Genomic DNA, 15796 nt, shown 5'->3' on the forward strand with positions numbered 1-15796 from the left:
TGGCATTCACCATGACAGAAAGCGCAGACATCTACCGTATAAACAAGGAAAACACCCAAGGCACCCCCAGGGAAATCATCCTTATCGGCACAGCCCACATTTCCCAGGCCTCCAAGGACCTCGTCCGCGAGACCATCGAGGCCGAAAAACCGGATACCGTCTGCGTTGAACTGGATGACGGCCGTCTCAAGTCTATCAAGGACCCCGACCGCTGGAAAACGATGGACCTGCGACAGGTCATCAAGAACAAGCAATTAGGCACCCTTATCGCCAACCTGGTGCTGGGCTCCTATCAGAAGCGCATGGGCGCACAGACTGGCGTCAAGCCCGGTTCCGAACTGAAAGAAGCCGTTGACGTGGCCGAAAACGCCGGACACGAGCTGGTCTTGGCAGACCGCGACATCAAGATTACCCTCCGCCGCACCTGGGCCTGCACTCCCTGGTATCGCAAGCTCAGCCTTTTGGGCGGTCTTTTCGCCAGCATTTTCGACAAGACCGAAGTCAGCGAAGAGGAACTGGCAAAGATCAAGGAACAGGACGCCCTGAACGGAATGATGCAGGAATTCGGCAAGTCCTTCCCCGAAGTGAAGCAGGTCCTCATCGACGAACGCGACCAGTTCCTGGCCAGCAAGATCAAGAACGCCCCCGGCAACAAGATTGTCGCTGTAGTCGGCGCAGGCCATATGCGCGGCATCGCAAGCATCATCGAAGAAGACAAGGAACTCCCCAGCGAAGAATCCATCAGTGTCATCCCCAAGAGCGCACCCATCTGGAAAATTATCGGCTGGGCCATTCCCATCGCCATCATTGCAAGCATTATCGCCGTGGGTATTCACGCCGGAGCCGCCAAAGCTGGAGAACTGAGCCTCCAGTGGGCCATGCTGACCGGCGGTGGAGCCATGCTGGGAACCATTATCGCCGGAGGTCACCCTCTGACCATTTTGGTGGCCCTGATAACAGCCCCCTTCACAGGCCTTACGCCCCTCATTGGCGTTGGATTCTTTACCGCCCTTACCCAGGTCTACATGCGTCCGCCCCGCGTGGCCGAAATGGAAACCCTTACCGACGACATCTGGCAGGTCAAGCGCTGGTGGAAGAACCGTGTGACCCGAGTGATCCTCTGCTTCCTGTGCCCGGGCCTCCCCGCTATCGTGGGCAAGATCCTGGCAATTTTCAATATTTACCAGGCTCTGTAAAAAAAAACAAATTCAGGCCGAATCTCATTTTTTAAAAGCCTCCGCAAGCACGGGGGCTTTTCTGTTATACAGGAACGTTCAAAAACACGGCATTCAACAAATTTTGAGAACACAAAATCAAACTTTCAAAATATTTGTTTAAATTTTGTGTAAAATTTAAACAAATATTCACCATCCCCTATTGACACGCCTTAATTCCAGGATTAAATTATAAGAAAGATTTTGAGAACATTAAACTTTAAGTAAAAACGATTGTCTCAAAATCAAGGTGTTATAAAAAGGGATGTGGGTATGAATTCCAAAATTTTCACAGCAATGGCCTTTGGCCTCGCCACCGTCGCAACGGCAGTTACTTCTCCGGACTTTCCTATGACCGGTTTCGCCACCCAGAACGGCGGCACCACCGGCGGCAAGGGCTACGGCGAAGTTACCGTCAGCACCACCAGTGAATTGGCCAATTACGCCAAGGCGGGAAACAAGATTATCTATGTAAAGCCGGGTACTTACGCAGGCCCCATCAACGTGGGTAGCAACGTAACCATCTACGGTTACCAGGGCGCAGTCATCACCCAACCCACCACCGGCAGCGCCATGAAGCTTAGCGGATCCAAGAACGTCATTATCCGCAACCTGAAATTCCAGGGCATCGGCGCCCACGACGATGACGACGAAGATTGCCTCCAGGTGAATCACGAATCCAAGAACGTCTGGATTGACCACGTCGACATTTATGACGGTCACGACGGCAACCTGGACATCACCAACGCTTCTGACTACGTGACCATTTCCTGGACCAAGTTCAGCTATACTAACAAGAGTACAGGCCATCAGTTCAGCAACCTCATTGGCAACAGCAAGACAAAAACTTCAGACCGAGGCCATCTCAACGTCACCTTCCATCACACTTGGTGGGCAGACGGCGTTGTGGAACGCATGCCTCGCGTGCGCTTCGGCAAGGTCCACGTAGCCAACAACCTGTTCGATAGCAAGGACGCCAGCTACTGCGTTCGCGCCGCTGTTGAAGCCGACATTCGCATCGAAAACAACGTGTTCTTGAACGTACAGAAGGCTCTAGACTTGTACACCAGCGACGGCACCATCACAGCAGCCCAAATGATCAACAACTATGAAGAAAACGTGAAGAAGAAGCAAGCTGGCACCGGCACCGCATTCAAACCCAGCTATTCCATGAGCCTTACGGACGTAAGTACCCAAGCCAAAGCTTACGCCCTCCGCGATTCCATTAAACAGTATGCAGGCGCCACCTTGCCTAACCCAGGAAGCAGCGGAACCGTCACTCCGGCAAGTTCATCCTCCGAAGTTCAAATCAGTTCTTCAACCACCGCCACCAACTCTTCCAGCTCCCGCAATGACATCTCCAGCAGTTCCGTAGCCGTCTCTGGCGAAGCAAGCCTTACAAAACACGGCTCAGGCAACTCCAGCCAGACCGTCGCCGCCGGCAGCGCCATCGATGAATTCTACTACACCATTGCAGGCGCCACCGGCGCAACCGTCACCGGATTGCCCGAGGGCGTCAGCGGAACATTGAAGGGTTCCGACTTCTACATTTCGGGAACCGTTTCTGCAAACGCAGCCGCAGGTAGTTACAAGTACACCATCACCACCACAGGCGGCAACTCCACCGCAACGAAGAGCGGAACAATCACCGTTACTGCAGGAACAGAAAGCGGCAAGACCGACGAAAACGGAAAAGACGAAAACAACAAGAATCCGGAAAGTTCCAGCAGCGTAACCAAAGAAGATTCATCCAGCAGCGAGCCCGTCGAAGATTTCTCCAGCAGCGAGCAGGATGCAGAACCGACTAGCAGTTCCGCAGAAAGTCAAACCCAGGCCATCGCAGCCACCACAAACTTCAAACACACCATCACTACAAATGGTCACGCCGTCACCATCGAAGGCGCCAAGGGCAAGTCATTCGCCATCTTCGATATGCAAGGCCGCCCACTAAAAGTCGGCATGATTAACAGCGAACGGATCGTAACCGACATTCCCAATTCTGGAAGATACATGGTCCGTATAAATCGCGTTAACCACATTATCTCCATTCGTTAGAATTCTTCCACCAATAAAAAAGCTCCGTTCAGAATCGAACGGAGTTTTTTCTTTTATGAGTTCAGCTTTTTTATATTTGAGTCAATGTCTACCGTCATCCTGTTCAACAAGCCTTTTGGCGTATTAAGCCAGTTCACGCCGGAGTCGGGTCACCCCGCTCTGGACACCTTCGGCTTTCCGCCCGGAGTGTACGCTGCTGGCCGCCTGGATCATGACAGCGAAGGCGCCTTGTTGCTGACCGATAACGGCAAGCTCATCAAGAAACTTCTGGACCCCAAGTTCGAACATCCTCGCACTTATCTCGCGCAAGTTGACGGACAAATTACCGAAGAAGCCGTGCGACGCCTCGCCGCTGGAGTAGACATCAAGGGGTATCATACCAAGCCCTGCAAGGCCCGCATCGTGCCAGCACCAGACTGGATCTGGGACCGCAATCCGCCGGTCCGTTTCCGCGCCAACATTCCCACTAGCTGGGTAGAGCTGACTCTCATTGAAGGAAAAAACCGTCAAGTCCGTCACATGACCGCCGCAGTGGGCTTCCCTACCCTGCGTCTGGTCCGCGTGAAAATCGGGAACATTCCCCTTGGCGATTTACAGCCTGGTGAATGGCGGGTTGTGACCGAGAAAGTGATTTAAGTTTGCCTTCTAAAAGATTGCCACGCCTTCAGCTCGCAATGACACTCTAAAAAAACACCCCGCCGGATTTTTCCGACGGGGTTGTTTTTATGCTAGGTCCCTCGACTTCGCTCGGGATGACACCGCGCTTTCGCGCGTCGTCAGTTACAGCAGACCCTTAAAGAAATCATTACCCTTATCGTCGACCAAGATAAAGGCGGGGAAGTCCTTAATGGTGATCTTGCGGATTGCTTCCATGCCCAGTTCCGGGAAGGCCACGATGTCGTTGGACAGAATGTTCTGTTCAGCGAGGATTGCTGCCGGACCACCGATGGAGCCCAGGTAGAAGCCGCCGAACTTCTGGCAAGCGTCGGTAACGTCCTGAGAACGGTTGCCCTTAGCCACCATGATCATGGAGTGGCCCTTGCTCTGGAAGCGCATGACGTACGGGTCCATACGGCCTGCAGTAGTAGGACCGAAGGAACCAGTGGGCATGCCTTCCGGAGTCTTAGCCGGACCGGCGTAGTAAATCGGGTGGTTGGAAACAACTTCCAGAACCTTCTTTTCGATGTCGGAAAGTTCCTGACCGGCTTCCTGCTTGTCCAGGATTTCTGCGATCTTGGCGTGAGCCATGTCGCGAGCCACGATCATGGTGCCCTTCAGGTTCAGGCGAGTTGCAACCGGGTACTTGGTCAGTTCAGCGCAGACATCCTTCATGGGACGATCAAGGTCGATTTCCACTGCAGCGGCGATCTTTGCTTCGCCCTTCGGCAGGTACTGTTCCGGATTGTGTTCCATCTTTTCGAGCCACAGACCGTTTTCGTCGATCTTAGCCTTGATGTTGCGGTCAGCAGAGCAGGAAACGCCGATGGAAACCGGGCAGCTTGCAGCATGACGGGGGCAACGGATCACGCGAACGTCGTGGACCAGGTACTTACCGCCGAACTGAGCGCCGATGCCAGTCTTCTGGCAGATGTGGAGAACCTTTTCTTCCATTTCCACGTCGCGGAACATACGGCCGCCTTCGGAACCGGTGGTCGGAAGATCATCATAGTAACCGCAGCTAGCCAGCTTAACGGTGTGGGTATTCATTTCGGCAGAGGTACCGCCGATAACGATGGCCAGATGGTACGGCGGGCAAGCAGCGGTACCGAGAGTCTTCACCTTTTCGGAGATGAACTTTTCAAGGTTCTTCGGGGTGAGGAGGGCCTTGGTCATGGGCCAGTAGTAAGTCTTGTTGGCAGAGCCACCGCCCTTGGCAACGAAGAGGAACTTCATGTCTGCGCCTTCTTCGGCATGGATGTCGATCTGGGCAGGCAGGTTGCAAGCGGTGTTCTTTTCTTCGTACATAGTCAGAGGAGCGATCTGGCTGTAGCGGAGATTCTTGGTGGTATAGGCATTGTAGATACCTTCGGAGATGGCTTCGAAATCATCGCAGCCAGTCCAGACCTGCTGACCCTTGTGGGCGACGCAGATAGCGGTACCGGTATCCTGGCAGAACGGGAGCACGCCCTTGGCAGCAACGCAGGCATTCTTCAGGAGGGTGAGAGCAACAAACTTGTCGTTGTCGGAAGCTTCGGGATCCTGGAGGATCTTTGCCACCTTCTGGGTGTGAGCCGGACGGAGACGGAAGCTGACTTCTTCAAATGCGGCCTGAGCGATCTTGGTGAGGGCTTCCTTGGAAACCTTCAGGATCTTCTTGCCTTCGAATTCGGCTACGGAAACGCCTTCCTTGCCCAAGTTGACGTATTCGGTGGTGTCACCGGTGTGCTGTACGGTTGCTTCGTACTTGAATGCCATAAATATGCCTCATGAATTCGGCAATTACAAATTACGAATTACGAATTACAAGATTTAACCAGGCAGCGCAGCTGCGATTATTCCTCTCATAATTCATACTTTATAATTCATAACTCGTAATTACCCGTAGGGTTAAAGTTACATGGGAAAAATTACATAATATTAGCGGAAAGCGGAAAGATTAAAGCGAAAAGAAACAGCTGTGAGGCGTGAGGTACGAGGTACGAGGTGCGAGCATTATTCTTTATACTTTAAACTTTAAACTATAAGCTATTCAGTTCGGACATTGGGAGCGGGAGCGCTAACTATAGAGTGGATAGTGAACAGTGAAGTGCCGCAGAGAAGTACGAGGCGTGAGGTGTGAGGTGTGAGGTACGAGGCGCGAGCATTATTCTTTATACTTTAAACTTTAAACTATAAGCTATTCAGTTCGGACATTGGGAGCGGGAGCGCTAACTATAGAGTGGATAGTGAACAGTGAAGTGCCGCAGAGAGGTACGAGATACGAGGTACGAGGCGCGAGCATTATTCTTTATACTTTAAACTATAAGCTATTCAGTTCGGACATTGGGAGCGGGAGCGCTAACTATAGAGTGGATAGTGAACAGTGAAGTGCCGCAGAGAAGTACGAGGTGTGAGGTGTGAGGTACGAGGCGCGAGCATTATTCTTTATACTTTAAACTTTAAACTATAAGCTATTCAGTTCGGACATTGGGAGCGGGAGCGCTAACTATAGAGTGGATAGTGAACAGTGAAGTGCCGCAGAGAGGTACGAGATACGAGGTACGAGGCGCGAGCATTATTCTTTATACTTTAAACTTTAAACTATAAGCTATTCATATCTGATCCCCCCCCTCAGCACATCACTCACCACTCATCACTTTTATCTGAACCGCCTCCGCCAGTCGCCGACAGCATCAAAATGCGGTTAGGCCGCTCTCCAAAGGTAAAATTTGATGGTCTGGTGACGTTTTTGAGGTATTTTTGTATCTTTTTTTTCATAAAACTCATCAAAACGGCTCAATATGAGTTATTTTTTGGAATGTTAAAGTTTTTAAATAAAGAGGAATCCTATGAAGATGAAGAATCTGATGCTGGCAACTATGTTTGCCTCTGCAATTGCATTCGCTGCTGAAGCTGCAGCACCCGCTGCCGCTGCTGCACCCGCCGCTGCACCGGCTCCCGCTGCCGAAGTAAAGGCTGAAGCCGCTCCTGCCGCTGAAGCACCGAAGGCTGAAGCTGCCGCTCCCGCTGCCGAAGCTGCTGCACCTGCTGCCGAAGCAAAGGCTGAAGCTGCTCCTGCCGCCGAAGCCGCTCCCGCTGCTGAAGCTGCCGCTGCACCTGCTGCCGAAGCCGCTCCCGCTGCTGAAGCTGCTCCTGCCGAAGCCGTAGCTGCAACTGATTCCGCTGCCGCACCTGCCGCTGAAGCCGCTCCTGCTGAAGCCGCACCGGTTGCTGAAGCTGCTCCTGCCGCTGACACTGCAAAGGCTGAAGTTCTCGAAACTAAGGCAGAACCCGCACCGGTTGATTCTGCTGCTCTCGCTAAGGCTGAAGCCGAAAAGAAGGCTGCCGAAGCTCAGGCAAAGGCTGAAGCTGAAGAACGCGCCAAGATGGAATCCGAATCCATGGGTTCTGCAAAGACCACCATCATGGAAAATCCCTGGGAATTCCTGATTGTCTCTGCAGCATTCGTTGCATCCGTCCTCGTCATCATCTTCACCGGCAAGGATTAATGACCGTTCGCATAAAACGTCTGGTCTAGTACCTGCGTCAATGCACACTCTCATAAGAAAAGACTCCGCTTATCACGGAGTCTTTTCTTATTCACGGTACAAGACAAAGGAGGGCTACGCCCCCCTTAAAATCTCCCCTGCTAAAAACCTGTCCCCAAAGGCAGGTTTTTGCGTTTTTGACCGTTCGCATAAAAAGACTGGTCTAGTGCCTGCGTCTTGGCCCAATCTCGCTAGATGAGACAAAGGAGGGCCACGATCCGCTAGGGAGGTGTTTTTTTTTCGCCAATTCATTATGACGTTTATTTTATGAGCGTCAGGAAGCATTAACGAAACCTCCTGCATGACAGCGGTTTTCTTTATGCGGAAAAGGCCCGGTTTAACACCGGGCCCTTGTCCATAAGGTTTGCTTTACCTTTCCGCTTTCACCTATATACTAGTAAGTGACGTAGCAAAGTACGTTCATGGAAGCGCTAACCGTGATCTTGGTTCCGGCGGCAGAACCGTCGGTACAAGCAGCAGGAGTAAGGTTTGCAGAGTAGTCAATGGTGTATTCCTCGCCATCGATATTCAGAAGGATTCCATTTCCGCTACCACCGCAGACCAGGCCACAGTTAACAGCTTGAGGCGGATACTGGGCAACGATGGTTTCGCCACCCGGGAAGGCCTTGGAAGAGTCTGCCATGGAGTGAGCCATAACCACATCAACCTGATTGGGGTCAACCACGGTAACCGGGTCACAGCTATAGGTCTGCACGGTTTTGTCTTCGTTGGTGACGGACACAGAAACCTTAACAGACTTCTTATGCATTTCGCCAGTTGCGGTCATAGAAGCCGAGGCACCAGATCCAGAAATAGCACCATCATCGGAACTCCAGCTATAGCCGGTAATCTTGGATTCGGATTCAGCAACCACATTCCAGCTCATGGTTTCGCCAGCATTGACAGAAGCCTTTTCGGCGGAGCAGGATTTCACCACAATGGGCACGCCCTGAACCTGCAAGGAACCGCACTGCACTTCGCTACCATCGACATTCAGGGTCGCAGTATAGATGCCGGATTCGGTATAGGTGATGTTCACGGAATTCATGCCGTTACCGGAAACAGTCTTATTCAGTTCCGGGAACTTCCAGACGAAGGGAGACATGATCGCATCGAAGACATCGCCGGATTCACGATAGAAGGACCAAGTGGCAATTTCACCTTTTTGAATAACGTCTGTAGAAGGAGAGCAGGATCCGTTCACGACGCCAGAGGGTTCGTTAAGCACTTCGTCAGAGCTTGCGGTTTCGGATTTCTTGGCGGAAGAGGACCTTGCCTGCTGTTGCGCAGCGGAAGAGGCCGGACCAACGTCAGAACCGGAATCAGGGGTAGCGTCGGAATTGGAACTGGTCACAACATCTACTCCGGCACTGGAGTAAACATTGGCTTCGTGAGAAGGTTCGTTAGCACTTGTAGCATCTTCGCCACATGCCGCCAAACCAAAGGCAAGACCGGCCGCCACTAAAGAAAAGTTTTTTGTAAGATTGCCAAACACAGTCATGCATGTAAATATAGATAAAAAACACGTTTTTTCACCTTTTAGTCTTTGTAATTTTTTTTCGGTGAAACAAGTCACGAAAAAAAGGCTATCTTGTTCCCGTGTTGATGGGATTTTTTCTAAAGGAGGCTTTATGCCGTTTTTTGTTGTACCCGTATTGTTGCTAGCGACAGCGTTGTTCGCTGTAGAACAGGAGCAACCGACCCCGTACGATCTGATTCGACCTATTTGGCCGATGACGTGGGATACCGCCGCTACTGATGAAGGCGGTACCGTACAGAGTTTTAGTAAGTACGTGCCCAACGCAAAGAAGCACAATACTGTGCCCGCAGTCGGTTCCATGCCTCAGGACTTCGTTCCCAACGGACTGATTCCTGACTCCCTGAACCAGGCATTCCGCGACGCGCAAAACCTCCGCATCGGTCGTATCCGTATTAACCAGGCAGGCTACCTGCCCGACGATCCGGAAATGCAGTTCTACTACGTTTCTGACGGAAACTGTACCGAAACCTATTCCGTCGTTGACCTGGATGGTAACGAAGTGGCCAAGGGTGGTACCTTCATGTCGTCTGGTCTGACAACGACCTCTTCCTGGAACATTAAGGCTGGTACCGACGCCGCAACAGCCAACCAGGGCCGCTATACATCCTCTGCCGACGCTCCCGAAGGCAAGGTCTGTATCGGTAACCTGACCCAGCTTGCCGGTGGCCTCGCCCAGGACACCCGCTACCGCGTGAAGGTCCTCAAGCAGTACTCATCAACATTCATCATCAGCCCCCGCGTTTACTCCATGGTTCGCGACGCCTTGCTGAAGTTCTACGGCGTCAACCGAAGCGGTAACTCTGAATCCTGGTTCCACAAGCCCAGCCATACCAAGGATGGTGGTGGCCCCGTGGTCAACAACATTACCGCTGGTGCAGCAGCAACCCCCATCTCCCCCAAGGAAGGCGACCTCCAAGGTGGCTGGTACGACTGCGGTGACCATCTTAAGGAATCTTACACCCAGGCTTATGCATTCATGGTTCTTGCCATTACCGCCGCCGGCAACCCGGATCGCGACGATGACAACTACGCCTACAACCACGCCGAAACAGTCAACACCGACGGTATTCCCGACATTCTCCGCGAAGCCAAGCATGGTGCAGACTACTTCCTGAGAGCTTACCGCGTAGCTGGCGGCATTGTAGACAATATGCCTGTTTCTGTGGGTAACTTCGGCGCTGACCACGGCTGGTGGGGCAGACCGGAAAACCAGGACGCCCTTCCCGCAACCTTGAAGGGTAGAGGAGGTCCTCATGAACGTGACGTCCGTCTGGGTGAACTGGGCGCCAACGTTTCTAGTGAAATTGCAGCAGGTCTCGCTATTCTCGGTAAGGAATACGCCTTCTACGACAAGGCTTTCGCCGACTCCTGTAAGATGGCAGCCGTAGCTATCTATGAATTCGCAAGAGCTCTCGCTCTGGACCAGCCGACCTACGGCAATGGTTTGAAGTTCAACAACAACAAGGAAAAGGGCGAATGGGGCACTCCCGCCTATAGCGGAAGCAACTCCTACATCGACGATATCAGTATCGCAGCAGTAGCCCTGCATTATGGAACCTACCCCGATTCCGGTATGAAGTACCTTAACGATGCCGTAGAAGACAAGACCATCGGTACCGATCAGGAACCTGGCGTAGGCTTCTTCCGCGGTGGCTGGATGGCAGCCAAGCGTGACGGTATGCGTAAGAGCAGTAACACCGACTGGGCAAACGTTCAGACCTACGCCCTGTACGGTTTCTACAAGCTCCTCCTCAAGAACGACAGTATTTCTACCCATTACGGAATCACTCACGACGAACGTCTCTGGTATGCAGAAAACGTCGCCTTCATGTTGGCTAACAACGTAGCAGCCCGTTCCGGCACAGGCTCCACCTCTATTCCTATTCCGAACCCCAGCGATGGAACCAAGAACGTTTCTGCAAGCGACCTCTGGTACCAGATGCAGACTCAGATGGCCTGGATTTACAACCGCTACCAGGCAGGCAACATCTTTGACGTGTTCGCATACGCAGACGTAACCAAGGACCTGGAAGGAGTTAGACTTCCCCAGAAGGGCGTTCAGAACTGGAATTCCGAAAAGATGAAGCAGCTCGGTATCAACCAGCTGAACTACCTCTTCGGTGTGAACCCCTGGGATATTTCCTTTATGATCGGCGTGGGCGACAAGAGCGACAACCACCCCCATCATCGTGCAGCAAACCCCGAAGGCAAGAACATGCCGGGTGCTGGTTATACCTATAAGCCCCCTGTAGGCGCCTTGTTCGGCGGTGTTCCTCCCGAAGGCGACAACGAATGGGATCCGTCTACCCTGAGCTGGGAAGACTACTACAAGTCTGAAACCTGTATCGACGCAACCGCAATGTTCCTTGCCGCAGCCTCTGCCGCCATCAAGGAAGAAGATCGCAACCGCGCACCTTCCGAAATCAATGTGGAAATTCGTTACGTCGGCTATAACAGCGCAATCATCAAGGTTGGCCAGGATGTCCGCGGCCCCGCAATGATTCTGTACAGCACCAACGAAACTGGTCCTTTCAATACTCCGGTCAAGGACACCATCAACAGTGTCACTCACGAATTCAACCTGACTGAACTCCAGAACGGAACCACTTACTACTTCAAGGTCATTTCCATTAACGCACGTAGTGAAGCCTACACCACCAAGTGGCTTGTAGACAGCACCAGCACCCCCTTCTCCTTCACGACGCTCGTAAGCCCTCCGGGCGATGCCGATATCCAGAACGTCAAGATCTGTAACCTGACTGCAGATACCGCCGAAGTCATGTGGTACACTCCTAACGGTCAGTACGAATCCAAGGTATACTGGGATACCGAAGTCAAACCCTACGACCAGATGATCTGCCCGGGTGCAGCAGCCCAAAGTTGCGACATCGTCGGCAACGCTGACGTTTCCGGCATCCCCACCAGTTTCCATTACGTCAAGTTCGGCGACCTGGAAGAACAGACTACCTATTATTACTGCGTCGAAAGTAACGGTTCCATCCGCTGCAACGACGACAAGGGTCAGCCCCTCAAGTTCACCACCCCCGTTACCCGCTACAACTTTGATGTCAGCGTCTATCAGTATGAATTCGGTGGAATGGACTTCCTGAACCTGAACCTTATCAATAATGAAGACCGTCAATTCGACAATATCGAACTGCGTCTCTACGTGACTGCAAAGCCCGAAGAAATCGAAGCTGTTCCTGGCGTGAACAACCAGCCGGGTACTTGCCCGCTGCTGATCGACTCCGATATCTGCCAGGCTTACGATGAAGCAGGCTTCAACAGACCTTGCGTAAATGCCGCAGGCGAAAACGTTGACGACTCTCTCCGCTATTACTTGCGTCATGCCGTTCCTGTCAAGCTGGAAGACACCTACAACCCGGCAACGGGAGAATACGACTGGTACATTCCTATCCCGCTGGGCGGAACTCTCATCAAGTCCTCTTCTCGTATGCGTGTTGACGTAGGCTTCTCTTCTGGTATCTATCAGAACAACATGTGCGAAACACTGCGTACTCCTGGCAAGAAGCGCTTCCTCGTCCCCAATACCAAGGACTGGACCTGGATGGCCCACTCTCGTGAAGTTGACGGTGCCGACTACGCAGGTGTTCCTTCCTGGGAAAAGGACCAGGGCGATATTGAACAGGCTCCTGTGAACCCCTACATTGCAGTTTACCGCAAGGGCGAATTCATTTCTGGTTTTAGCCCCTCTTACGACGAAATGATTAACAAGCGCGCCAACTACGAAATCACGATGAGTTTTGACGCCCCCTTCAACGTATCTAACGGTTCCTACATCCAGATTGACTCTACCACCAGCACCATGCATGTCAAGGGTCAGGCATTCATCACCGAAAGCGGTTACGTGAATTCCATCTGGGTAAACGGTGTCGCGCTGACCAACGAACAGCTGGCCAAGGCAGCCATTTACGACAATTCTACCGGTCGTTATGCCCTGGATATTCCGGTCAAGCTGACCATCGGTACCAACAAGGTTGACATTACCGTATTTGCAGGCCCGGATCCGTCATGTTCCTACTGCGTAGAAAACGGTGGTTGCGCCTTTATCAACCGTTCCTACTACATCCAGTTCAGCAAGGGTGACCGCACTCAGAGTTCTCTGTTGCTCATTGCCCAGGATGGAAATTCCGTCTCTAGTCCGGCTCCGATCGATGGTTCCAACAAGTTCCATATCGAACTCCGCGACAAGGACAACCGCAACAATTCAACGGTAACCGTTTCTGTGCATAATTCCCGCACAAAGGATTCCGCAATTGTAACCCTGAAGAGAACTGACGAAAATCTCGGTTACTTCAGCAGCGATATGCTCAACGCCTCTGCTAGCGAAGGAGGCCTCCCCCACATTCCGTTCTACGGCGGCGACACCATCATGGTGAAATACGTCGACGCAGAAGATGAAGATGACCGCGATTCTGCCTGGTTCTACGCTGAAGCCACCAAGCCGACCCCGAAGGAAGCAGTCGTGCAGAACAATGTCTGTACTTTGACTGGCGATGCCCTGACAAGTGCAACATTGACCGTAAGCTTCGACAACGCCTCCTTTGACGGCACCGACATCATCATGGATAGTATGATTGTGGTTATGGAATCTGAAGGCTCCTCCGAAGGCGATAGATTCACCCTAGTTCCCACAGCAACGGTTACAGGCAAGGAAATATCATTCTCCGTCGCAGACTCCCTGGTTGGTGCTAACCCCGTCGGCAAGGTGATTGTCTACATGCGAGAAAAGGGCACTGCAAGTTCTGCAGAAGTCGCTCTCACCGATCGCGTAAAGCCCAAGTTGACCAGCGTCTCTATCCTCGAAAACGAAGATCATGTGAATGCTCAGGATACCCTGAAGCTGGTATTCTCTGAACCGGTCAATATTGTTGATACCAAGAGCTGGCCTCTCTCCGTATACGAAAACCAGACTGCCGTGGATTTGAGTTCCATCAAGGTTGTCTCGGCAAAGACGGATGACAACGGCAAGAGCTGGCAGTACGTTATCGAAGGAAACGAAAACTTCGCAGTCAAGGCAGGTAAGCAGGCTGAAGTTCCCCAGGCCTTCAACATTACAGACCTGTTTGGCAATAAGCTCGCAACTTGCGCCCCCGTGACCATCATCGAAGCCGTTCGCCCCGTTCCCGTTCAGTACGCAAAGATTACTGACGTTACTGGCGATGGACAGCCCGATGAGATCTACGTGGAATTCGTAAGGGCTCTCCGCGACAAGGACATCCCGGACACCATCGATGTATACTGGGGTAACCCGGCAGTATACCAGGCATTCACTATGCCTGTTAACGGCTGGACCATGGAGAAAATCGAAGCAGGAACCGTTACGATCTACGACACAAAGCTGGACTCCGCAAACGGTACCTGGATCAAGGGTAGCATTCAGAAGACCTGTGTTGAATTCAAGGATATCATTGTTGTAGAAACAGATACTACCTGGAACTACACTTATCCTGCCAATGATTCTACGCTCGCGCCCACCGACAGTACCGTATTGAAGGTCGATACCACTTCTACAATGACAAAGCAGACCTGCTCTACCTACGAAACCAAGCAGGATTCCACTTTCGTCCCGAAGATCGACACCCTGGGAACCAAGGATTCTATTCTCTACCACTCCATCATCCGTGTGGCTGTTGAGAAGGGCATCTACAAGAATATGACCTACGGTTCCAACAAGGATCCCAAGACCAACGAATACAAGGGTACCGTGCGTCCCCGTCTCGGCCCCATTGAAAGCCAGATTTCCGACAATACTGCAGACCTCCATGATAACTGCGCCCCGATTCTCCTTTCTGCTCAGTGGCGAGGCTTCGACATCGGTGACGAGGAAAGAGGTTCTCAGGATGAAGTCAATCTGACCTTCTCTGAACCGATTGACACCGTATATCAGCCCCGCGTGGTGGAAAGAAGCCGCGAAGGTGCCGCAGGCGTATTCTACAGCCCCATGAATACTCCGACCCTCGCAATGATTCTTTCTTCTGGATCTTCCTCGATCCGTCTGAGTTACATGCATAAGGAAGCAGCAGCCATCTGGATTGGCGACTCCCTCCGCATGGTTTCTGACATAAGCCTCGGCACTCTCAGAGATATGGCAGGAAACTTCCCGGGACAGGAAACTCCCTGGGTCCCCGTCACCGGATCTGTATCCAACGTGAAGTTCACAATTGTCTCTACCGAACCGGTTACCAAGTCCAGAAACAATTATGATGTTTACTACGGCGGCACACCTTTTGCAAAGGGCGAAAACTTCCGTCTGACCGCAAAGAACAAGGCTGGCGAGACCATCATCCTGGCTGCAGGCGACAACGTACTCAACAAGGTAGGTTCCGCTCCGATTCCTAACTACAAGAGCGCAGGCCCTGTATTCGAAATCGAAGTCGCACTGCCCTTCGGCAACACCCGTGAATACGGTTTGGGCTTTGACCTGAGCATCTTTACAAACATCGGTGCCTATGTCATTAACACCCATTATGCCGATTCCACCAAGTACCTCAAGGATTTCATCTCTGCAGGTAGCACAATCACCTTCTATCTGGAATGGTGCGCTCCTGAAGATTACCCCATGAGTGCCGACGGAAAGAAGATTGGTACTGGTCCTTACATCGCCAAGTTCAAGACCCATGCCTCTAGCACGGTCTTCCCGGAAGTTAAGGAAGCTGGCGACACCAGAGAAGACATCAGCGGTTCTGACACCTTCACCAAGACCTTCGGGTTTAGGCGAATCAAGCAGTAAGATGCAGGTGTTATAAAACTTATGATAGCGAGAGAATGTGGTCCAG

At 52.1% G+C, this 15796-nt stretch carries 7 protein-coding genes; 5 read left to right on the forward strand and 2 right to left on the reverse strand.

Going from position 1 to position 15796, the window contains the following annotated elements; translation table 11 throughout:
* The first annotated feature begins 11 nt into the window (after window positions 1-11).
* The 3 genes from BUB73_RS04415 (at window position 12) to BUB73_RS04425 (ending at window position 3905) form a co-directional block, all read left to right on the forward strand.
* Window positions 12-1196 carry a TraB/GumN family protein gene (locus BUB73_RS04415; RefSeq protein WP_073157417.1) on the forward strand — a complete coding sequence of 395 codons (1185 nt, stop codon included), beginning with the start codon at window positions 12-14 and terminating at the stop codon, window positions 1194-1196.
* A gap of 291 nt (window positions 1197-1487) precedes the next feature.
* Entirely contained in the window at window positions 1488-3269 is a 1782-nt protein-coding gene (locus tag BUB73_RS04420) for a pectate lyase family protein (RefSeq protein ID WP_073283871.1), read from the forward strand.
* Between the two features lie 84 nt (window positions 3270-3353).
* Window positions 3354-3905 (forward strand): pseudouridine synthase, encoded by a 552-nt coding sequence (locus BUB73_RS04425; RefSeq protein WP_073283873.1) that lies wholly within the window; start codon window positions 3354-3356, stop codon window positions 3903-3905.
* A 144-nt stretch (window positions 3906-4049) separates the two neighbouring features.
* Here BUB73_RS04425 and BUB73_RS04430 read toward each other — a convergent pair whose 3' ends face one another.
* Window positions 4050-5684 carry a fumarate hydratase gene (locus BUB73_RS04430; protein ID WP_073283875.1) on the reverse strand — a complete coding sequence of 545 codons (1635 nt, stop codon included), beginning with the start codon at window positions 5682-5684 and terminating at the stop codon, window positions 4050-4052.
* A gap of 1073 nt (window positions 5685-6757) precedes the next feature.
* On the opposite strand from BUB73_RS04430, the gene BUB73_RS17540 reads away from it, so the two are divergent.
* The gene (locus BUB73_RS17540; RefSeq protein ID WP_073283877.1) at window positions 6758-7417 is read left to right on the forward strand and encodes a hypothetical protein; all 660 of its coding nucleotides are present in this window, start codon (window positions 6758-6760) and stop codon (window positions 7415-7417) included.
* 433 nt (window positions 7418-7850) lie between these two features.
* Here BUB73_RS17540 and BUB73_RS04445 read toward each other — a convergent pair whose 3' ends face one another.
* Entirely contained in the window at window positions 7851-8951 is a 1101-nt protein-coding gene (locus tag BUB73_RS04445) for a hypothetical protein (RefSeq protein ID WP_175547633.1), read from the reverse strand.
* A gap of 136 nt (window positions 8952-9087) precedes the next feature.
* Here BUB73_RS04445 and BUB73_RS04450 point away from each other — a divergent pair, with 136 nt between their 5' ends.
* Window positions 9088-15750 carry a glycoside hydrolase family 9 protein gene (locus BUB73_RS04450; RefSeq protein ID WP_175552187.1) on the forward strand — a complete coding sequence of 2221 codons (6663 nt, stop codon included), beginning with the start codon at window positions 9088-9090 and terminating at the stop codon, window positions 15748-15750.
* The last annotated feature ends 46 nt before the right edge of the window (window positions 15751-15796 follow it).

Source organism: Fibrobacter sp. UWH6 (assembly GCF_900142465.1).
GTDB lineage: Bacteria > Fibrobacterota > Fibrobacteria > Fibrobacterales > Fibrobacteraceae > Fibrobacter.

Excerpts from the sequence above, each read along its gene's own strand:
- BUB73_RS04425 (WP_073283873.1), top strand. The coding sequence starts at position 3,354 with ATGTCTACCGTCATCCTGTTCAACAAGCCTTTTGGCGTATTAAGCCAG.
- BUB73_RS04430 (WP_073283875.1), bottom strand. The coding sequence starts at position 5,684 with ATGGCATTCAAGTACGAAGCAACCGTACAGCACACCGGTGACACCACC.
- BUB73_RS04415 (WP_073157417.1), top strand. The coding sequence starts at position 12 with ATGACAGAAAGCGCAGACATCTACCGTATAAACAAGGAAAACACCCAA.
- BUB73_RS04450 (WP_175552187.1), top strand. The coding sequence starts at position 9,088 with ATGCCGTTTTTTGTTGTACCCGTATTGTTGCTAGCGACAGCGTTGTTC.
- BUB73_RS04420 (WP_073283871.1), top strand. The coding sequence starts at position 1,488 with ATGAATTCCAAAATTTTCACAGCAATGGCCTTTGGCCTCGCCACCGTC.
- BUB73_RS17540 (WP_073283877.1), top strand. The coding sequence starts at position 6,758 with ATGAAGATGAAGAATCTGATGCTGGCAACTATGTTTGCCTCTGCAATT.